1 pseudogene is annotated in these 285 nt (G+C 48.8%); it reads right to left on the bottom strand.

Annotation, left to right across the window (positions count from 1 at the left end):
* A pseudogene (locus tag QVP40_RS11655) lies at positions 1-285 on the bottom strand (sugar kinase); the annotation flags it as partial.

Below are 285 nucleotides of genomic sequence, written 5' to 3'. Positions count from 1 at the left end.
AATTTTCAGACAGGTAAGGATCATTTCCCGGCAGCTTTTGCCAAGAGCCGGAGTAATCCCGCTTAAATGCAGCCATGTATACCCTTCCAGAAGTCTTTCAAAATCATAATGACTGAAATCATATTCTGTAATGGCACTGTGCTTTCTGTCGTAGGTAACCTTGCTTGCCCGGATCCCGTACCCGGTTTCCAGGTAATAGCAGCCCATACGGTGAGTGGGCGTCTCCTCAGGTGTACTGAAGATCACCGGAGCACAGTGCACATCATTGCTTCTCAGCATCCGGAC

It is taken from the genome of Blautia sp. CAG:257 (assembly GCF_000433815.1).
In the GTDB taxonomy this organism is placed as follows: Bacteria; Bacillota; Clostridia; order Lachnospirales; family Lachnospiraceae; genus Blautia_A; species Blautia_A caecimuris.
Note: the sequence above shows the minus strand (reverse complement) of the source record. Positions and strands in the feature narration are given on the sequence as shown.